The organism is Fischerella thermalis PCC 7521 (assembly GCF_000317225.1).
Lineage (GTDB): Bacteria > Cyanobacteriota > Cyanobacteriia > Cyanobacteriales > Nostocaceae > Fischerella > Fischerella thermalis.
Map to the genome: position 1 here is coordinate 54,433 of NZ_AJLL01000063.1, position 20,486 is coordinate 74,918.

The following is a 20,486-nucleotide window of genomic DNA, read 5'->3' on the forward strand; positions in this document are numbered from 1 at the left end:
GCCCTGAAAGCTTATCATAAGTTCTTCAAACTCTTTGTAAATCTCAAAAATCAAGTATCAATTATTTTTTGATAAAAAATGAGGTATGACAACAATGTTGAATAATCTGGAAAACGACTCGATCTTCACGCCAGAGCAAGTTTTGGAAAATCGAGGTCGTGTTGCCATATTTATTGATGGCTCAAATTTATTTTATGCAGCACTACAATTGGGTATTGAAATTGATTACACCAAGTTATTATGTAGACTCACTGGTGGTTCTCGACTTCTGCGTGCTTTTTTTTATACTGGAGTAGATAGAACCAACGAGAAGCAACAAGGCTTTTTACTATGGATGCGGCGTAATGGTTATCGGGTCATAGCCAAGGATTTAGTGCAGCTACCAGATGGTTCTAAAAAAGCTAATCTAGATGTAGAAATTGCGGTAGATATGATGGCTTTAGTAGATTCCTATGATACAGCAGTTTTAGTCAGTGGAGATGGGGATCTAGCATACGCAGTCAATTCCGTTAGTTACCGTGGTGTACGGGTAGAAGTAGTCAGTTTGCGTTCAATGACCAGCGATAGTTTAATCAACGTGAGCGATCGCTACATTGATCTAGAAGCCATCAAAGAAGATATCCAAAAAACTCCACGTCAAAGTTATCCCTATCGACCCTTGACTGGTATGGATTTTTTAGACCAACCCAGAGAGACTGAGGGACAATTGGAAATTCAAGAATGAAGCAGCAACATAAAGGACAAAGGGGACATAGGGGACACGGGGGACATGAGAGCAATCCTTCCTCCTTGTCTTTTCCCTCTCCCTTGTCTTCTCTTCTGCGCGTCCATCCTAGCATCTTATTTTTAACTTTCTCGCTTGTCATTGGACTAGCTGCTTGTGGCGGTCAACATCGCACATCGAATCAATCACCTGCTGAGAACAAATCTCCTCAAGATGCAGATAGCAAATTAACTTTCTTTGACGTCACTCTAGAACAAGCAGACGAAGTTGGACGACCAATTTGGAAAGTTATTGCTAAACAAGCCAAATATACTAAAGAAAAAGAAATTGGTCAGGTTGAAAATCCATATGGTGAGCTATACCAAGATGGCAAAATTGTCTACCAAGTACAAGCAGAAAAAGCAGATATTGAACAGAATGGTAAGCAATTATTTTTAAAAGGAAAAATAGTAGCCACCGATCCTAGCAATGGAATCGTGTTACACGGTAATGAATTGGAATGGCGTCCTCAAGAAGACTTATTAATAGTCCGCAACCAAATTAATGGCACTCATAAACAACTACAAGCAGTAGCAAAAGAAGCACGAGTCAAAACCCGAACTCAACGCATAGATTTTTCTGGGGGAGTAGTTGCCAACTCTCAAGATCCACCATTGCAAATGCGGACAGAACACTTAATTTGGCAAATCAAAGATGAAAAACTCATCGCTGATCATCCAGTACAAATCGACCGTTATAAAAATAAGCAAATTACTGATCGTGGTAAAGGAGATGCAGCCGAAGTTAACCTCAAAACTAAAATTGCGACTGTCACAAAGAATGCTCAAATAGAGTTGCTGGAACCACCAATGCAAATCGCCAGCAACTCCATGACCTGGAACTTGAATACAGAAATTGTTACGACAAATGCTCCTGTAAAGATATTTCATCGGGCTGAAAATGTCACAGTTACTGCTAATCAAGGTGAATTTAAAATTCCTCAAAAAACAGTTTATTTAACAGGTAACGTCAACGGTGTAGGACAAAAACGCCAGTCCCTCAAATCTAATACAGCAACTTGGTATCTTGACAATAAATTAATAGAAGCCCAAGGTAATGTGGTTTATAAACAAATTGACCCACCGATGACATTTAGTGGTGAAAAAGCCGTCGGTAATATTCAAACAGAAAACATAGTTGTTAGTGGCGGTAATTCTCAGGGTCGGGTAGTGACAGAGATTGTTCCGCAGGAAAAAATCAAGAGTCAATAGTTAATAGTTAAACAAAAAGTTTAGTGCGGTAGTTCTTTGGTGATGTAATCCTAAAAAATAAGTTTTCTTCGTGCCTTGGTGTCTTTGTGGTGAAAAAAGAAATTTTATTTAACCACCAAGACACTAAGACACCAAGTTGAATCAGGAAAAACCAGCTAGTATTTAGAGGCTGTTGGTAAGATGCATAGACGAGCTGTTGATACAGCATAAACCCGCAACTGAAGAAACTACCGACAATCTAAATAATTAACTAACTTCTCAATAAAACCTCATTACGATTGGCTGCGCCTAGTTGCGGTACATAATTAATACCAGAGTGAGGAGTGAGGACACTAGGAACGCCTTGAGCGATTTGCAGCTGCTTGAGCAGACGTTGCAGAAATTTATCCTGTTCAGCACGGAATGTAGGTACATAGGGGCCACGGTTAATGATCGCGAACCAAACCAAACCGCGATCGTGTGTAGGCATAACTCCTGCTAAAGCACTCACTTCATTGAGAGTACCAGTTTTAATCACAGTACCAGCAGGGATGTGTCGAGCGTGCAATGTCCCCCGGTTATCAAAGCCAGAGGTGGGGAACAAGTCTGCTAAATTTAAGCCGTGTGCCAGTGCTTCCTGTTGCAGAGCCATTAACATTGCACAAGCAGCTCGAGGAGAAATCCGATTTTCAACTCCCAGTCCAGAGCCATTGATGAGCTGAATTTCGGATGCAGGAACCCTTGCTAGTTGGGCAGCTGTTGACTGCACAACAAGATGACCTCCCACCAAATCTGCTAGCATCTGAGCCATATCATTGTTGCTGAAAACGTTCATCTCCTTAATGATTTGGTGCAAAGGTAAGGAACGATGACGCACCAGCAGAGTTTGTTGTGGATTTAGTTGTGCTTCCACCTTCACAGTACCAGCGATCGCAACTTGAGGTTTAGGTGTGCCTTTGGGCATTCGTGCGTGTTGAAAAGCAATTCCTCGAGTCCAGGTAGTGTGGTCAAAGGCTTGCTTGAGTAACTGACCTGCTAACAGTGGATCTCGTTGAAAATTCATAGCGAAATAACCAGTAATTACTAAATTACCTTGGACTCGCTTGATCCCCATCTTGTTGAGGGTATTACCAACAGCGATCGCTTCTTCCCAAACAAATAAAGGATCACCACTACCAATAATGACTAAGTCACCTTTTAACACGCCGTTTTGTATTGGCCCAGTGGCGCTGACTAAAGTCTCAAATTGATGGTTTGGCCCCCAAGTTTTGAAAGCAACTAGAGAGGTCGCTATTTTAGTTAATGAGGCCGCAGGCAAAGGAATTGTACCTTGGTGATTTGCCATTAGTATTGGCCCTGATTGTATCCAAATCCCTTGACTTTGGACTGTGTTGGCTGCGACTAATCTCGATGTTGCTAGCCCTTGGAGATACTGTTGCACTGTAGTGACTCCAGCTGGATTTGGATCAGGAGCAACAATTAAGCTGGGGTTACTTTGCCAAGCTAAAACATCCATCGGTTCCAAAGGCTTGATTTGTACTCCAGCCATTTCCAGCCACATTGAAACTAAACCTGAACCAATTAATTCCAGCATTCTTCACTCCTCATATTTATGCAAATATGCTACTGCAAGCAAAAAGGCTATAAAGGATGTATTTTAGGCTTTTTAGTTCTTTTTGACTGCGTAGTTTTTTGCCAAGCTGCACTCATTATTATTTTTGTAAGATTTTATCTCACCAACAATCAACCACTAACAACCAACAAACAACAACAAACCACTGTACGTTGTCTATTCAGTGGGTGTGGGGAGTAATTCATGCTATGTTGGGCTTGTTAGTTGCTTTGTTGAAAGCAGAAAAGACAAAAAAGAAGGATAAAGTAAATACAAACCATCGGGTTTATCCGTAGTTTGATTATCTAATTTATACTTTTTCCCTTCAGTCTGGAATTGACGGATGCGAATTGGCAGCCAGCAATCTACTACTTTCAGCAGAGGCATCTGGTAAAATTTGTAAGGTTTCTAGAAGCTCTGAGCAATGGGATCGACTTGCGTACGAATCGCAATTGACGCAATGGGAGGGGATCACGCACCCGGTGAAATCGTCGCTGGCGCACTGCGAGCTAGGGATGAGTTGGGCGTGGAAGTCTTGTTGGTGGGTGATCCCCAACAAATTGAAGCAGTGCTGCCACCAAAAACTAATTTGGGGCAGGTGCAGATCGTTCCGGCTGAGGACGCGATCGCGATGGATGAGGAGCCTTTAAGCGCTATCAGACGCAAACCCAAGGCTTCGATCAACGTGGCGATGGATTTAGTCAAGCAGGGGCAGGCAGATGCTGTGATTTCTGCCGGTCACTCAGGCGCAGCAATGGCAGCAGCATTGCTCCGCTTGGGACGACTGCCGGGAATTGATCGTCCAGCAATTGGTGCGGTGTTTCCCACAATGATAGCCAGCAAACAAGTACTGATACTTGATGTCGGCGCCAATGTAGACTGTCGTCCAAAATTTTTAGAGCAGTTTGCTGTTATGGGGTCGGTTTATAGTCAGTATGTCTTGGGTGTTCCGGAACCGAAAGTCGGTTTATTGAACATTGGTGAGGAAGACTGCAAAGGCAATGATGCAGCTGTGCGCGCCCATCAACTACTGCGGGAAAATTCTCAGATAGCCTTTGTCGGCAATGCTGAAGGACGCGATGTCCTCTCCGGTCAATTTGATGTGATTGTCTGTGACGGGTTCGTAGGCAATGTCTTGCTGAAATTTGCCGAAGCGGTCGGAGAAGTGATGCTGCAAATCGTCAGGGAAGAATTACCCCAGGGATTGCATGGTCAACTCGGTACAGCAATTTTAAAACCGAATTTAAAGCGGATTAAACAGCGAATAGACCATGCAGAACACGGAGGTGCTTTGCTCTTGGGTGTTGACGGCATTTGTATTATTGGTCATGGTAGTTCTCAAGCACCTTCAATTTATAATGCCATTCGATTAGCAAAAGAAGCAGTGGATAACCAGGTGCTGCAAAGAATTCAATCTAAATATCAAAGTAAATCCTCCGGGCAACTATTGCCCGAAAACAGTCAATAGTCATGTTTGTTCTTTGTTAGTTGATGCTAGTTGGTTGGAATAAACAACAAACAACCAACCACACCCAACTAACAACAAAACAAATGACAAAATCGCCAATAGCTTGGGAGAACCCGGAGTGCAAACATTAGGAATCGCAATTACAGGAAGTGGCTCAGCAGTACCAGCTACTTTTCTGGATAACCAAGGGCTGATGGAACTGGTTGAAACATCAGACGAATGGATTACCACAAGAACAGGAATTCGTCAACGGCGTTTGGCAAATGTAGGTGAATCTCTAACAGATCTTGCCACTGCCGCTGGTGAGGCGGCGATCGCGATGGCTGGCATTACACCGCAACAGTTAGACCTGATTTTACTGGCAACCTCTACGCCTGATGACTTATTTGGCAGCGCCTGTCAAATTCAAGCCAAACTAGGAGCAACAAGAGCTGTAGCATTTGATATGACAGCAGCCTGTTCAGGTTTTGTATTTGGATTAGTAACAGCAGCCCAATTTATTAGAACTGGTGTATATCAAAATGTTTTACTGATTGGAGCAGACATTCTCTCTCGTTGGGTAGACTGGCAAGACCGACGCACCTGTGTACTATTTGGCGATGCTGCTGGGGCGGTAGTATTGCAGGCAAATGATAGCGATCGCTTACTGGGATTTGAACTCAGAAGTGACGGCACTCAAAACGATTGCCTAAACCTTCCCTACACACCTGACGCCACAGAATTACTCCCGGGTGTTGTGGTTGGTAGAGGCAATTTCCAGCCGATCACCATGAATGGTAAAGAAGTTTACCGCTTCGCCGTCCAACAAGTGCCAGAAGTTATTGATAAAGCTTTGTTTCGCGCCAACCTCAGTGTAGAGGAAATAGACTGGCTCCTATTGCATCAAGCTAATCAGCGCATTCTAGATGCTGTTGCCCAGCGCTTGAACATCCCGGAACAAAAAGTGATTAGTAATTTGGCTTACTATGGCAATACTTCTGCCGCCTCTATCCCCCTGGCTTTGGATGAAGCAATACGACAGAACAAAATTAAGCCTAATGACATTATTGCCGCCTCAGGTTTTGGTGCTGGCTTAACATGGGGGGCTGCAATTTTTCAATGGGGAAGATAGATAGTAGTTGTTTTTTGTTTGTTAGTTGTTGTTTGTTGCATTTTCCAGACAACCAGCAACTACCAAATACCAACAAAATTTATTAACACTTGACTGTTGACACTTGACTAATGACCAAAACTGCATGGGTGTTTCCCGGACAAGGTTCCCAATCATTGGGAATGGGAATGGATTTAATCAATATACCTTTAGCAAAAGATAAATTTGCTCAAGCCGAAGAAATCTTAGGCTGGTCGGTGATTGAAATTTGTCAAAATGATGCCGACAAGCTATCGCATACTATCTACACTCAGCCTTGTTTATATGTAGTAGAAAGCATTCTGGCTGATCTCCTACAGGAAAAACAACAACCAGATTTAGTTGCTGGCCACAGTTTGGGAGAATACATTGCTCTGTATGTTGCTGGCGTGTTTGAATGGTCTGCGGGGTTACGCTTGGTAAAACGCCGTGCCGAACTGATGGACAGTGCTGTTGGTGGAATGATGGTGGCTTTGATGAATTTTGACCGCGAACAACTAGAAAAAGTGATTGCCGAAACCCCTGATGTAGTTGTGGCAAATGATAATAGCCCTGCTCAAGTTGTCATTTCTGGCACACCCACAGCCGTACAAGCAGTCATATCTCAAGTTAAAGCAAAACGTGCAGTTCCTTTAAAAGTATCTGGTGCGTTTCATTCACCTTTAATGGCAGAAGCTTCAACACAGTTTCAAGAAATATTAGCCTCAGTAGAATTTCATAAAGCAAAAGTGCCTGTTTTATCTAATATTGAACCAACTCCAGCCACAGAAGCAGAAATTTTAAAGCAACGCCTCATCCAACAAATGACAGGGGGAGTACGCTGGCGAGAAATTGCACTGGCGCTACCAGAAAATGGGATTGAGCGAGTGGTGGAAATTGGCCCTGGTAACGTATTAACTGGTTTGATTAAACGTACTTGCTCGGATTTAATTTTAGAGAATATGCGTAATCTTGCAGAACTATCTACTTAACCCTTTCTTAACTTTCACTATCTATAGTGGAAGCACGTAATTCGTGCTTTTATGAGTCTGTGCGTAAATCCCGGATGTCGTAATCCTCACAATTTAGATAGGGCAGAAATTTGCTCTAGTTGTGGTTCTCAACTATTGTTGAGGATGCGCTATCGCCCAATTCGTATCTTAGGTAAAGGTACATTTGGGCAAACTCTTTTGGCTATAGATGAAGATATTCCTTCTAGACCTTACTGTGCAGTCAAGCAGTTTCATTTTTCTTCACCAAATCCAGAACATCTGGATTTGGTACAGGAGCTAATTTTATTACTTTGAACAAAGATGAAACCACAGGTTCACTTCCAGAACTGAATAACGATGGTATTGGCTACGCAACATATGAACATACAAACTTAGAAAGTACAGCGCGTATTGTGACGGTTAATAATACAAACCCAGGTGCATCACAATATCCTTACCAACGTCGGCTATTTTACGTCTATAAAAATCCTCCTAACGATGCAGTTCAAGCATTTTTGGGTTACGCAACTTCGCCACAGATAAAACAAGGCTTATAGTTACTAATTTAGTGGAGACGTAGCATTGCCACGTATCTACACACCCGTAAATTGTAAATTCATATTTTGATTCAGCAACGCTGTTGATTGTTGATCAAGGTCTTCGCTTAGTTCTTGCACTAAAAATTTTCCCATGAGCATAAGGTAATTGCAGTTGTCGCAGCCTCAGGCTTGAGTCGAGAAATTAGTAATTTATCCAGTAACTAAGTTTAACGATCAAAAGTAGTGGCGATCGCTTATCCTTAATTTTGTCTGATTTCAATTATCTTCTGTGGGCAAAAACCGCGAACCGTTAGCCAGTCTCTTACTCTATCAAGCCTTTAAGTGGTCTGTTGTTAGTCCGATGCTACATGTTTACTTTCGGGGCAAGATCTATGGTGCAGAAAATGTCCCCTTAAGTGGCCCTTTGGTGGTGGTAAGCAACCACGCCAGTAATTATGACCCACCCATTGTTTCCAACTGTGTACGCCGTCCTGTAGCATACATGGCCAAAGAAGAACTCTTTAAAATTCCAGTTTTAAAACAAGCCATTGAGTTATATGGTGCTTACCCAGTCAGCCGAGGAACAAGCGATCGCACTGCTATTCGTGCAGCCTTAAAATATCTGAACGAAGGCTGGGCTGTCGGTATTTTCTTACAGGGTACTCGCACTCCTGACGGACGCATCACAGATCCAAAACGAGGTGCGGCGTTGATCGCTGCCAAAGCCAAAGCACCATTGTTACCAGTTTGTTTGTGGGGTACACAAGCAATAGAAGAAAAAGGTATGGTGATTCCTCGTGCAGTTCCCATAACAGTGAGAATTGGTGAGTTGATTGCTTCCCCCAGTTCTACGGATAAAGAAGAGTTAGAAACAATAACACAAAAGTGTGCTACAGCAATTAATGCATTACACACACAAGGACGCTAAAGTATTCACTGATAACTGATATCAAGTTCGACTAATTGCTTACGATATTATGCTTCGGTGTTGGTCATTGGTTTTTCCCATTACCAATTACCCATTACCTATTACCAGCCCACGCGACAGTATAAGTATTTAAGCGAACATGATATGATACCTGATTTAAAAATCTTCCTCATCGACAAAAAATTCCGCGTCATCTTGTCCCGGGGAATAACTTTGCTCAGAAGCAGTTAACCTCCATAATGGTTGTAGCAGTCCCATGGCAATCATGCCCACACTAGCACACAAAGCCAGTAATAAGCCTACGGGTAGTTGAATGGATCGAAAGCCTAAAAATTGTAAGGATACTGGCGTAGCGTTTTGTACTGACAGAAGGGCAACAGCCATTATCCAAAAAACAAGAACTATTATTGTCAGTAGAGCAGTAAAAGTTTTCATGATGATTTGCGGCGAATTGCTAAAGCAAAGACTTTCTCCACACGATTATAGAAAAGTGGTAATTATTAAGTCACAATTAATATTTAGACAAAAAATTTAACTATTCGTAAGGTATTGGTTCAAATTACTGTTGCAAAACTTTGTCAAAACAAGGCTAGTAGAAACATTTACTATAGATACCCATGTTGCAAAAGCTCCTGCCTTTCTAACTGGAGGTAAGCTTACAATGGTAGTTAGTAATTTCTAGAGTGGCAACAAAAACACAGTCAAGGATATATTTAATCCCATACTCAGGTGCTGGGTGATGGCTATCAGTAGTAAATTTCAATGCTCGAAACTGGATTTCAGTAAGGAGCTTTGTCACTTACTACTAGCATTGCATAAATGATGCTCAGCAATTTTTACCGTATAAGGAATCTGCCGTGACAAATGGCAGTACGATTAGCCACTTGGCTAGCAAATGAGTAAAGCCTATGTAAGCGAATATTATTCCCCGTCTTTTCTCTCACAGTTACTAAGTAATGTCAACCCCCGAGCGACCTTTTGCCAGTTATCATCTTTGGTCTCTAATTGCCCCAGCATCTGGGCAACAACGTTGGCATTGTCAAATGAGGCGGGGGTATATTAAAGCACGGCAACATGAACCCCAAGTTAGAGCATTGCTGACAAAAGTTACATCATCCCAGCGCATAGGCTTGCTAGCACAAAAAGGTGTTTATGAATTTCATCACCACAGATATCTACTAAATCAATCAGACGGTGTAGAAAAAGTTGCTGAGCTATTGAGATTGAGCAATTCACCTAGTGAAGTGCAACAGCGTGTGTTGCAAATCTTGAAGAAATATCACGACAAACCATTGCTTTCAGGGAAACGTATTGTTTTGTTAACCCGTGGTGATGAGGGATTCCCCAAACCAATATTAATTGATCAAAAGCATTATTGTTTCCGCCTCTATGCGGCGATGGACTGTATTTTCATTGAATCTTCAGGCAATTTACATATTTTAGATTTTAAAACTGGTAAATCTGCTTTTGACCGTCGTCAGGCGTTAGTTTATCTTTTAGCGGCTCGTTATCTTTACCCCAGACACAAAGCTATAGCTTCCTTTTATAATTTAGAATTTTCCAAAAAATCGGAGTTAATTAGTGTTACCAAAAGTGAATTAGATTTGATTGAGCTTGAGTTAGCTAGTATTGCTCAGAAGCACCAACAAGATTTGCAAAAATATCAGCAGCAGACTCAGAAATTTAGTCAAATATTTCCGCCCAATCCTGGGTATCACTGTCGATTTTGCCCATTTAATTCTATCTGTGAATTTTCTGCTTTTAAGGCTTCGCAAACAGTCTAGTCTTCATGAGGAAAAATTAGGCTTGCGATCGCTTTTTTGTGAGTGTGAATGGCGATCACCTATAGATCCCCCAGAGATCCCCGACTTTTTAGAAAAGTCGGGGATCTGGGCGATCTGATTGTTCACGAATCAAATAGGATTGCTATATGAAACCCGGAGTTAGCTAAAACGGTGGTAACTCTCCCAAAATGGTGAAGCGAATATGATTAATGGCCAACTCACCAATGGAAATTTCTTCTTTTGTCAGCCTTACACCTTTACTAGTTATAGTTTCAAAAGGAATACCTTTACCGATTTCAATGTGATACCAGCACAAACCCATAAAAAACCGTGTGGGATAGGGCCCATTGTTACCAATATCATCAGGGTTAGATTCCATTGGCAACCAACCAAAACCAGGGATGTAGAATTCTAACCATACATGATTGTAATCTGGTTGCAGAGGAACATGTTGGTGTTCTGCGTAGGTAGGACATTTGTAGCGTCCGACGGTGCGACAAGCTATGCCATTTAAACGACACAAAGCCAACAACACACCTACATATTCACCACAAGAACCTACACCTCTTTCTAATACTCGATCAGGTGTATCAATATAAGGTTTTATACCATAAGACAACTGGTCGTAGACATAATTACGTATGCTGTACATTTTCCTTAGCAAATTGGTTTCTGTACCAATTGCTTCTTGGGCAGCACGGCGGACAATGGTAGTATCCATTGCCAATTCATCATTATCTACGAGATAGCGAGTTTGGTATTCTGGCGATAGTTCAGGAATATCTTCTACATCGGTTGGAGTGAGACGATATTTAATACCTCGGACTTCTAAGACCGCCTTCCAGCCAAACATGTGCCGTTCACCGGGGGTCAGAGCATCGAATTTAAACACAGCCACCCGTTGCCCATCTATAATTTCTTCTGTAAAAGGCAGTCCCACAGGTTCAACATGTTTGACCTTTTGACGATCTGTGTCGCTTGGTAGGGCAATACGCCATTCTAGGTCTTGTAAGTAAACCTCTTCAATCGGCGCTATTTCCTCCACATAGGACATTTCAATTAGATAGCCATTAGAAAGAGCGTAGCGCTTTTCTGGGAAATAACGATAGTAGAGTGGGTGAATAAACGTGCGATCGCGATATGCTAGTTCATGATTTGGGTCAGCATTCGGGTTATCGCGCACATAAGGTTCTTCAGAAGCGTAGGCGACATAGAGAGTTTGTTGACCTGTATTTTTCTCTGTTTGTACTGCTATACCTGTAGGAGATTCAAATGGTGTTAGTACACTAAATTGAACTTCCCCTGTAGCTCTATCCATGCAGTAAACGCTTTGTTCTGTTGCATCGCAAGCCCAAAGAATTTCATCAGTCACAGCCAAATTTTCTACGCCCACACCAGGAGCATAAAATCTGGTAATTTCTTTGCGGGTATCGCGATTAAAAATCACAATATCTCCCAATTTTTGGCAACTGACATAAACTGTTGATTCCCAGACAGCAATGCCATTAGCAGGGTAAGGCAAAGTGACAAAATGTTCCAGCCCCCAAGAATTCCATTTACATAAATAAACACTGTTACCCCTTGTCACCCAGAGAGTATCTTCCCAAATTGCCAAACCAGTGACATCTGTAAATTCCTTGCTTTGGTGAGGATTGAGAATTTTTGTGTTGTCAGTGGCAGGATCTATTTGCAGCAGATACCCTTTAGGAGAATCAATAGCAATCAGAGTATCCTGGAAGAAAGCAATGCCACTCAAAATGGCAGCACCAATTGGTCGAATTGTTTTTTGCCCGAACATCTGGCTAGCGGTCAAACTGGGAAGAGCAAAATTCATATTAAACTAATGTACCTAAAGATTTAGCACGACTAGGATGTATTTTGATATGTTTTGTGCAATTCCACTCCCAACTTCTATTACTCACAACTATCAAAAATATGTGCTATAAAAAGCAGTTACCTTAGCAATAACACTTAGATAATGCCGTAAAAAAAGTAGGGAAATGTGAAAAATCACACCTGATGTTAACGCTTGTTAGCAATATCCCTAATGTAACTTTAGTTGATGGTTTTTCTGGCTATCACTAAATTATGATCGAATTTTGTAACCATTTCCTGTAACCTACACGATGTCTGCTCATTCTCTGCCTGATTCAACTACCGTTTGGCATAGTTTAGAAGTTGATAAAGCAATAGAACTGCTCTCCACGAATGCAGACACTGGCTTATCACCTCAAGAAGCGCAACAGCGATTGGAACAATACGGCCCGAACGAACTTGAGGAAACTGGTGGTCGCAGTGCCTGGGAAATTTTGGTCGATCAGTTCAAAAACATCATGTTGTTGATGCTGATCGCTGTAGCAATTGTTTCCGGGATTTTAGACTTGCTGGCTCTGCAAAACAACGAGTTAAAAGCGGGGGAAGTACCATTTAAAGACACGATCGCAATCTTAGCAATTGTGGTCCTCAATGGCATCCTTGGCTATGTTCAAGAAAGCCGTGCTGAAAAAGCCCTCGCAGCGCTGAAAAAACTCTCTTCTCCCAACGTCCGCGTCATTCGTGATGGTAAACCAACAGAGGTGGCAGCTAAGGATTTAGTACCGGGGGATGTGATGCTCATAGAAGCAGGGATGCAAGTAGCAGCAGATGGACGCTTGTTGGAAGTGTCTAACTTGCAAATCCGAGAATCGGCACTCACAGGTGAAGCCCAAGCGGTTAACAAACAGGCAGAAACCACATTACCTGAAGAGACAGGAATAGGCGATCGCATCAATTCGGTTTTTCAAGGTACAGAAGTTGTCCAAGGACGGGGCAAAGTTCTAGTCACCAACACTGGGATGAAAACCGAACTCGGCAAAATTGCTGCCATGTTGCAGTCGGTGGAAAGTGAACCTACACCGTTACAACAACGGATGACTCAGCTAGGTAATGTCCTGGTGACAGGTTCTTTGGTTTTGGTAGCCATTGTTGTAATTGTGGGGTTGCTGCGTGGTGGTAACTTAACAGAATTATTGGAAGTTTCTTTAAGTATGGCAGTGGCGGTCGTGCCAGAAGGTCTACCTGCTGTGATCACCGTTACCCTAGCTTTGGGAACTCAACGCATGGTACGACGCAATGCTTTAATTCGCAAACTGCCAGCAGTAGAAACTCTCGGTTCTGTAACTACAATCTGTTCTGATAAAACCGGGACTTTGACTCAGAACAAGATGGTAGTGCAATCTGTCTACACAAACGCTTCTAGCTCTAATCCGAGTGAAAAAACTTGCAATCATCAAGAATTCCGCGTTACAGGAGAAGGTTACGCTCCTAAAGGCGAGTTTCAACTGCAAAATAATAAAGTTGAGGTACAAGATTACCGAGAACTACAAGCTTTATTAGTAGCCTGTGCTGTTTGTAATGATTCTGTCTTACAACAGCAACAAGGACAGTGGACTATTTTAGGAGACCCGACAGAAGGGGCTTTGGTGACATTAGCAGCCAAAGGAGGAATTGAAAAAGACCAGTGGGATAGTAAATTGCCTCGGGTGGGTGAGTTTCCGTTTTCTTCAGAAAGAAAGCGGATGAGTGTAATTTGTAGGGTTGAACAAGTAGAAACAGGTGTTTCGCCTTTAAGTGATGTTGATCCGATCATCAGCCATTTGGTGAACTCCCATGGCTATTTAATGTTTACCAAAGGCTCACCAGAGTTAATTTTGGCTCGTTGTACTCAACTTTATGTAGGTAATAGCACTATTCCCCTAACTCAAAACCAGCGAGATGAGATATTAGCCGAAAACGATCGCATGGCTTCTAATGGTTTGCGGGTATTAGGTTTTGCTTATAAACCCCTGGCGGAAATTCCAAGCCAAGGTTCAGATGAGACATCCGAACAAGAATTAGTCTGGTTGGGCTTAGTGGGGATGCTGGATGCACCCCGTCCAGAAGTGAGGGCGGCGGTACAAGAGTGCCGCGAAGCAGGCATTCGACCGATTATGATTACTGGTGATCACCAGTTAACAGCCCGAGCGATCGCTACTGATTTAGGAATTGCCCAACCAGGCGATCGGGCCCTGACTGGTCAAGAACTGCAACGGATGAGCGACCAAGACCTAGAGCAAAATGTTGACTTGGTAAGTATTTATGCTCGAGTTGCCCCAGAACACAAACTGCGAATTGTCCAAGCTTTACAGCGTCGCGGCAGATTCGTCGCGATGACTGGTGATGGTGTCAACGATGCTCCAGCCCTCAAACAAGCTGACATTGGTATTGCGATGGGTATCACCGGCACTGATGTGAGTAAAGAGGCAGCAGATATGGTGCTACTAGATGATAACTTCGCTACTATTGTTGCTGCTACTGAGGAAGGCCGGGTTGTTTACACCAATATCCGCCGTTTTATTAAGTATATTCTCGGTAGTAACATCGGTGAAGTTCTGACAATCGCAGCTGCACCCATCTTGGGATTAGGAGGAGTTCCCCTCACACCCCTCCAAATTCTCTGGATGAACTTGGTGACAGACGGTTTACCAGCCTTAGCGTTAGCTGTAGAACCGCCCGAACCAGATGTCATGAAGCGTCCCCCCTTCAGTCCGCGTGAAAGCATTTTTGCTAGAGGCTTGGGTTCTTATATGATTCGGATCGGGATTATTTTCGCGTTCATTACCATTATTTTGATGATGTGGGCGTACAATCATTCTACCAGCATCCAAGGCAATGGGCTGAGTCCAGATCGATGGAAGACAATGGTATTTACTTCGCTGTGTCTTGCCCAAATGGGTCATGCGATCGCAATTCGCTCTAACAGCCGACTGACAATAGAGATGAATCCGTTTTCCAATCCTTACGTATTAGGGGCAGTCGTTTTAACCACAATCTTGCAACTGATGCTGGTTTATGTCCCTCCCCTCCGTAATTTCTTTGGGACTGACTATATTTCTTTGCCGGAATTGGGGATTTGTCTTGGTTTCAGCGCCTTAATGTTTGTGTGGATTGAACTTGAAAAGATTGTCTTCCGGTTGATGGGCAAGAAGACGGTGTGAGGGGTGTGAGAGGTGTGAGGAGTGTGAGGAGTGTGGGGGTTGTCAGAAGTTATAGTACTATTTTCTTCCCATACTCCTCATACTCCCCCTACTCCTCATACTCCCCCTACTCCTCATACTCCCCCTACTTCCCCTACTCCCCACGCTCCCCTATGTATTTAAAAACCCTCCACCTCCGACACTTTCGCAACTATCAAGAGCAGCAGGTTGAGTTTACTGCTCCCAAAACGATTTTGGTGGGCAATAATGCTCAGGGAAAATCTAATTTGTTGGAGGCGGTGGAGTTATTAGCTACATTGCGATCGCATCGTACTTTTCGCGATCGCGATTTAGTGCAAGAAGCAGAAGAACTTGCTCAAATTAGTGCTTCTCTCAAACGAGAAACTGGCATTAGCACTCTCAATTTAATTTTGCGTCGTAATGGTCGCCGTACTGTTAACCTCAATGGTGAAAATCTCCGGCGACAAATGGACTTTCTCGGTGTCCTGAATGCCGTACAATTTTCTAGCTTGGACTTAGACCTGGTACGTGGCGGCCCAGAAGGTCGGCGTCACTGGCTAGATACTTTATTGATTCAACTAGAACCAATATACGCCCATATCTTACAACAATATCACCAAATATTACGTCAGCGTAACGCCTTTTTGAAACGCAATGCAGAGAAGTTGTACACAACGTCTCTACAATCTGAATTAGCTATATGGGATGTACAGCTAGCTACAGCAGGTACACGGGTGATTAGGCGTCGGGAAAGAGCTATACAGCGACTCGCTCCCATAGCCAAAAAGTGGCACGCTAGCATTAGTGGCAGTAAAGAAATTTTGCAAATCAAATACTCACCCAACGTTCCTTTAGAGCAAAATCACTCAGAAAAAGTGCAACAAGCCTTGCTAGAAAAGCTTCAGCAAAGAACTATTGCGGAATTGCACCAAGGTACTACTCTCGTTGGACCACATCGAGACGAAATAGAATTAACAATTAATCAAACACCAGCTCGTCAATACGGTTCTCAAGGTCAGCAAAGAACCCTCGTACTAGCTTTAAAATTAGCTGAATTGCAATTAATTGAAGAGGTTGTAGGAGAACCACCACTGCTACTTCTTGATGATGTTTTAGCGGAACTAGATCCTTCTCGTCAAAATCAATTACTTGATACAATTCAAGACCGTTTTCAGACAATAATTACTACTACTCATTTGGGTGCTTTTGATTCCCAATGGTTGAATTCTTCTCAAATTCTGTACGTTAAAAGTGGCAAAATATCCATAGAAAAAGAAGGAGTTGGCAGACAAAAACTAGAAGGAATTTTTCAGGAATAAAATCATAATCTCACTTCATGCCTCAACCCATATCTTTTACCTCGCCCTGAGTACGCCTTGAACTGAAGTTCAACCCTCATAGCCTAAATCTGTTCAAATAGTTTTGTTTGAAGAACCAATTGGTACACTTTTAATAGAAATTAATGACAAAATTTGGAACACTTTGAGGAATAGTGAGAAGATGCGATCGCTTATTCTTCAACTAATTACAACTTTTCTGGATCAATCCCCTTTTCTCGTAATCTCGCCAACAATTCTTGATAACGCTGTTGTTCTTGTTCAAGTTGCTGTAGTGCTGCTTCTTTCTGTTGGCGTTCCTGTTCGGCACGTTGGCGTTCCTTTTCCCGGACTTGGTCTAATTCTACGGGTGTGAGAAATCTTTGTCCATCGGGACGATAAATTTCTAAAGTTTCAGGTGTCAGTACAAACCGCACTCCCAATCGGGGACTCACCCAACCATTCATCTCTTCAATAATTTCTAAGTCATCTCCAGAACGTAACAAACCAGTTAATTCCAAAGTGTCTGGATTGTAAATATAATATTCTTCAACACCATAACGTTGATAAAACAGAAGCTTATTTGTCATCTCTTTGGTTGTATTGCTGGGTGAGAGAATTTCAAACACTACTTGGGGAGCAATATTATTTTCTTTCCACTGTAAATAAGAACCTCTATCTGCTTTTGGTCTACCAAAAACGACCATAACATCAGGTGCTTGGCAAAGTTTGTTATTTCCCTCTACTGGATACCACAGCAAGTCTCCAGCAATAAATACATCACTTTGTGATGCAAATAAAATTTCTAAATTTTCTTTAATCGTGACAATCCAACGAAATTGTTTTGTATTATCAGCCATTGGCTTCCCGTCGCTTTCCGGGTAGACTAGCTCTGGTGTTGTGTCGGGCGTGAGTTGTTGTACCATGATCTACCAAGCCTCCAATTAGGAGCGATCGCTACTCCTATCTCCAGTTTAAGAACGGCGCACGTTCAAGCAACACCATTCTTTGCGTTTCCACAAAGTAGCCACCACCCAACCATTTTTTTCTAAAGTATCGGCAACGGCTTTCGATTGCTCGACTAAGATACCACTGAAGATACCCCAACTGCTAGGTTTAGCGATCGCACTCATTTGGGGAACCAGTTCGATAATTACATCAGCTAGGATGTTGCATACTATACCATCTACTGGTGCAGTGAGTAGTTTTGCTGCAACGTCTACACTACCTTGTGCCACAACCAAGCGTTCTTTATCAATGCCATTGAGTAAGAGATTTTCTTGGGTTGATTGCACTGCTAAAGGGTCAGTATCTACCGCATAGACTTGCTTTGCTCCTAGTAATAGCGCCCCTATTGAAAGGATACCAGAACCACAACCAATATCTGCAATTACCGCACCTCCCTGTTCTCCTGTTGCAGGGGATAATAGGGAATCACTTAGCCGCATTTCCAAGGATTCCAAACACAATTGAGTTGTGGCGTGGTTCCCCGTACCAAAAGCCATACCAGGATCGAGGCGGATAATTATGCGATCGCTATTTTCTGGCGTGGGATACCAAGCGGGATTAATCAAAAAGCGATCGCCTATTTCCTGTGGTAGCCAGTATTGTTTCCAACTACTTGCCCAATCTTGTTCGTCAATTAACTGCCAATGTATTGTCGGGGGAGCCATTTCCATACACAAAGCGTCTTGGCGTAACCACAACGATAGCGCAGCTAAATCCAATAGCTGCGCTTGAAATACCGGCAAATAACCCCTCACCAGAATTTGATTTCCTTTTTTTTCACTTGCTGTACCACGACAGCCAAAACTTCCCAGCCGCCAAAAGACACTATCTTCTAATTCTGGTTCACAAAGAATTTGTAATTCCCACCAAGTCTTAACCATAGGATTTTAGATTTTAGATTTTAGATTTTAGATTGCAAGAGACTAGTTATTAGTTAGTAAGTAGTGAATAGCAATTAGCAGGTGATAGAAAATTCCGCAACTAATTCAAGGTGGGTAAAAATCCTCAACTAATTTCCTGAATTTTTGTATTTTCACCTTTGTGTCTTAGAGCCTTGGTGGTTCAAAACTTAATTTTTTCACCACAAAGACACCAAGACACCAAGAAAAATACATTACACCACCAAAGGGCTACAACTAACTACTAACAATCCCTAATCCAAAATCCAAAATCCAAAATTGATTAGAGTGTTACTGTGTACGCATCCCGGATTCCAGGTACTTTGGTAATCTCGCTCAAAATGCCATCGGGTAAGGGATCATCAAGACTGAGAACCATCACCGCATCACCGCGAACGATTTTACGCCCTACCTGCATACTGGCAATATTGACATTAAAGCTACCTAGTAGGGAACCAAGTTTACCAATGATTCCTGGCATATCTCGGTGTACGGTGAACAGCATGTGATGGCTGGGGGGGACGTTGATGGGGAAACCGTCTAGGTTGGTGAGGCGGATTTCTCCGTCGCCTAACAAAGCGCCTGTAACAGCATGAGTACCCAATGAACCAGTAGCCTCTAAATGTATTGAACCAGCATAGTCTTTGATTGCTGCATCCCGGGTTTCAATGACGCGGATTCCCCGTTCTTTGGCTTCGATGCTGGCATTAACATAGTTTACCCGTTCTCGCAGTGCTTGGAAAAGTAGTCCTTTGAGGGATGCTACTACCAACGGCTGACTTTTATTAGTGGCTAGTTCGCCTTGCAATCTGACGTTGAGCAATTCTACTCTACCGCCTGCTAATTGTCCGACGAGATTACCCAAGGTTTCGGCTAACTGCATGTAGGGTTTGAGTTCTTCTAAGACATCTGGTCCTAATCCCGGAATATTCACCGCCGATCGCGCTGGTAAACCCAACAGTACATCCCGAATTTGTTCCGCAACATCAATAGCTACGTTCACTTGCGCCTCTGTTGTGGAAGCACCTAAGTGGGGAGTGAGGATGACTTCTTTACCTAAAGACCTTAAGCTAGATTCTCCTAGTGGTTCAGACTCAAAGACATCAAGGGCAGCACCAGCAATTTTACCCTCTTTAATGGCAGTTGCGAGAGCTTCTTCATCAATTATGCCACCACGAGCGCAGTTGATAATTCTGGTGGTGGGTTTCATTTTTGCCAACATAGTGGCATTAATTAAATGGGTGGTTTCTGGAGTTTTGGGGATGTGTAGGGTAATGTAGTCTGCTTGCTGCACCAATAAATCCATATCCACTAGCTGACAGCCAAGCTGTTCGGCTCTTTCTGTGGAAATAAACGGATCATAAGCCAGCAATTTCATTCCCATTGCTTTGGCAACAGCAGCTACATGGGAACCTATTTTACCCAAACCAACAATGCCGATAGTTTTTTTGTAGACTTCAGCACCCACAAAGCTTTTACGATCCCATTCGCCGCGTTTTACAGAAGCGTTGGCGTCAGGAATATGACGAGATAAAGACAACATCATCGCCAATGCGTGTTCAGCAGCAGCGATGGTGTTTCCTTCTGGAGAGTTGACAACTACAATCCCCTGACGAGTGGCGGCGGCTACATCGACATTATCTACGCCTACACCAGCGCGTCCAATAATTTTTAGCTGCGTCCCAGCTTCGATGATTTCTTTGGTGACGCGCGTTCCAGAACGAATCATCAGGGCATCATATTCACCAATGATTTTAACTAATTCTTCTGGTTTTAAGCCTGTTTTGACATCAACAGTGGCAACTTGGGATAAGATGTCAATCCCGGCTTGGTCAATTGGATCGGAGACGAGAACCTTAGACAT

Annotated in this window: 17 protein-coding genes; 11 read left to right on the top strand and 6 right to left on the bottom strand. The window is 42.8% G+C overall.

The window, feature by feature from the left end; all coding sequences use genetic code 11:
• Positions 1 to 94: 94 nt before the first annotated feature.
• Both UYK_RS0113930 and lptC read left to right on the top strand, forming a co-directional pair.
• Positions 95 to 724: a LabA-like NYN domain-containing protein gene (locus UYK_RS0113930; protein ID WP_009457185.1), complete on the top strand. Its 630-nt coding sequence runs from the start codon at positions 95 to 97 to the stop codon at positions 722 to 724.
• Positions 721 to 1,974, top strand: coding sequence for an LPS export ABC transporter periplasmic protein LptC (gene lptC, locus UYK_RS0113935; RefSeq protein ID WP_009457184.1), 1,254 nt, complete (start codon positions 721 to 723; stop codon positions 1,972 to 1,974). Before UYK_RS0113930 ends, lptC begins: the two co-directional genes overlap by 4 nt.
• 250 nt (positions 1,975 to 2,224) lie before the next feature.
• Here lptC and UYK_RS0113940 read toward each other — a convergent pair whose 3' ends face one another.
• The gene (locus tag UYK_RS0113940; RefSeq protein WP_016871606.1) at positions 2,225 to 3,547 is read right to left on the bottom strand and encodes a D-alanyl-D-alanine carboxypeptidase; all 1,323 of its coding nucleotides are present in this window, start codon (positions 3,545 to 3,547) and stop codon (positions 2,225 to 2,227) included.
• Between the two features lie 442 nt (positions 3,548 to 3,989).
• Between UYK_RS0113940 and plsX the strand changes: the two genes are divergently transcribed.
• The 6 genes from plsX to UYK_RS0113980 all read left to right on the top strand — a co-directional run bounded on the left by plsX (position 3,990) and on the right by UYK_RS0113980 (position 8,600).
• Complete coding sequence (gene plsX / locus UYK_RS0113950) at positions 3,990 to 5,033, top strand: phosphate acyltransferase PlsX (protein WP_009457182.1); 1,044 nt, start codon at positions 3,990 to 3,992, stop codon at positions 5,031 to 5,033.
• Positions 5,034 to 5,151: 118 nt separating this feature from the next.
• Complete coding sequence (locus UYK_RS0113955; protein WP_009457181.1) at positions 5,152 to 6,144, top strand: beta-ketoacyl-ACP synthase 3; 993 nt, start codon at positions 5,152 to 5,154, stop codon at positions 6,142 to 6,144.
• Positions 6,145 to 6,254: 110 nt separating this feature from the next.
• Positions 6,255 to 7,133: an ACP S-malonyltransferase gene (gene fabD / locus UYK_RS0113960; RefSeq protein ID WP_009457180.1), complete on the top strand. Its 879-nt coding sequence runs from the start codon at positions 6,255 to 6,257 to the stop codon at positions 7,131 to 7,133.
• A gap of 51 nt (positions 7,134 to 7,184) precedes the next feature.
• A complete protein-coding gene (locus UYK_RS26170; RefSeq protein ID WP_026086468.1) occupies positions 7,185 to 7,448 on the top strand; it encodes a 4-Cys prefix domain-containing protein in 264 nt (87 codons plus the stop codon).
• Positions 7,445 to 7,690, top strand: a complete 246-nt coding sequence (locus UYK_RS0113970) for a type 2 periplasmic-binding domain-containing protein (RefSeq protein ID WP_009457178.1) — start codon at positions 7,445 to 7,447, stop codon at positions 7,688 to 7,690. The genes UYK_RS26170 and UYK_RS0113970 overlap by 4 nt, the downstream gene beginning before the upstream one ends.
• A 271-nt stretch (positions 7,691 to 7,961) precedes the next feature.
• Positions 7,962 to 8,600, top strand: coding sequence for a lysophospholipid acyltransferase family protein (locus tag UYK_RS0113980; RefSeq protein ID WP_009457177.1), 639 nt, complete (start codon positions 7,962 to 7,964; stop codon positions 8,598 to 8,600).
• Between the two features lie 156 nt (positions 8,601 to 8,756).
• Here UYK_RS0113980 and UYK_RS0113985 read toward each other — a convergent pair whose 3' ends face one another.
• A complete protein-coding gene (locus tag UYK_RS0113985) occupies positions 8,757 to 9,035 on the bottom strand; it encodes a LapA family protein (RefSeq protein WP_016871611.1) in 279 nt (92 codons plus the stop codon).
• Positions 9,036 to 9,556: 521 nt separating this feature from the next.
• Between UYK_RS0113985 and UYK_RS0113990 the strand changes: the two genes are divergently transcribed.
• On the top strand, positions 9,557 to 10,384 hold the full coding sequence (locus tag UYK_RS0113990; protein ID WP_009457175.1) for a PD-(D/E)XK nuclease family protein: 828 nt from the start codon (positions 9,557 to 9,559) through the stop codon (positions 10,382 to 10,384).
• A gap of 163 nt (positions 10,385 to 10,547) precedes the next feature.
• On the opposite strand, the gene UYK_RS0113995 is transcribed toward UYK_RS0113990, so the two are convergent.
• Positions 10,548 to 12,218 carry a transglutaminase-like domain-containing protein gene (locus tag UYK_RS0113995; RefSeq protein ID WP_009457174.1) on the bottom strand — a complete coding sequence of 557 codons (1,671 nt, stop codon included), beginning with the start codon at positions 12,216 to 12,218 and terminating at the stop codon, positions 10,548 to 10,550.
• A gap of 292 nt (positions 12,219 to 12,510) precedes the next feature.
• Here UYK_RS0113995 and UYK_RS0114000 point away from each other — a divergent pair, with 292 nt between their 5' ends.
• Both UYK_RS0114000 and recF read left to right on the top strand, forming a co-directional pair.
• A complete protein-coding gene (locus UYK_RS0114000; protein ID WP_009457173.1) occupies positions 12,511 to 15,399 on the top strand; it encodes a cation-translocating P-type ATPase in 2,889 nt (962 codons plus the stop codon).
• A gap of 152 nt (positions 15,400 to 15,551) precedes the next feature.
• Complete coding sequence (gene recF, locus UYK_RS0114005; RefSeq protein ID WP_016871612.1) at positions 15,552 to 16,718, top strand: DNA replication/repair protein RecF; 1,167 nt, start codon at positions 15,552 to 15,554, stop codon at positions 16,716 to 16,718.
• Positions 16,719 to 16,924: 206 nt separating this feature from the next.
• Here recF and UYK_RS0114010 read toward each other — a convergent pair whose 3' ends face one another.
• The 3 genes from UYK_RS0114010 to serA all read right to left on the bottom strand — a co-directional run bounded on the left by UYK_RS0114010 (position 16,925) and on the right by serA (position 20,486).
• A complete protein-coding gene (locus tag UYK_RS0114010; protein ID WP_009457171.1) occupies positions 16,925 to 17,641 on the bottom strand; it encodes a Uma2 family endonuclease in 717 nt (238 codons plus the stop codon).
• Positions 17,642 to 17,689: 48 nt separating this feature from the next.
• Entirely contained in the window at positions 17,690 to 18,604 is a 915-nt protein-coding gene (prmA, locus tag UYK_RS0114015; protein ID WP_009457170.1) for a 50S ribosomal protein L11 methyltransferase, read from the bottom strand.
• A gap of 301 nt (positions 18,605 to 18,905) precedes the next feature.
• Positions 18,906 to 20,486: a phosphoglycerate dehydrogenase gene (gene serA, locus UYK_RS0114020; RefSeq protein ID WP_009457169.1), complete on the bottom strand. Its 1,581-nt coding sequence runs from the start codon at positions 20,484 to 20,486 to the stop codon at positions 18,906 to 18,908.